Annotated in this window: 1 protein-coding gene; it reads right to left on the bottom strand. The window is 61.4% G+C overall.

The window, feature by feature from the left end:
* Positions 1–228: MBL fold metallo-hydrolase (locus tag EOD29_RS35745; RefSeq protein ID WP_206520645.1), on the bottom strand; the 228-nt coding region annotated here is incomplete at both ends.

Genomic DNA, 228 nt, shown 5'->3' with positions numbered 1-228 from the left:
TTCAACACATAGATCAGCGGCTTTTTCGGCAGCGTACGCATCGAGACGATGATGCTGTCATCGGGCGCATTGACGACGTCGAAATCCTTGCCGAACATCGAGACGAAGGCTTCGACCGGCGGGCCGCGCCGGTGCATCGGTAGGATCAGCGACGAGCGTAGCCGCTTGATGACGCGGCTCATGCTGTCGGCGCCCATGGTTAGGCCGCCATCGACGGGGACCATGACG

The organism is Mesorhizobium sp. M1A.T.Ca.IN.004.03.1.1 (genome assembly GCF_003997555.1).
Lineage (GTDB): Bacteria > Pseudomonadota > Alphaproteobacteria > Rhizobiales > Rhizobiaceae > Mesorhizobium.
Note: the sequence above shows the minus strand (reverse complement) of the source record. Positions and strands in the feature narration are given on the sequence as shown.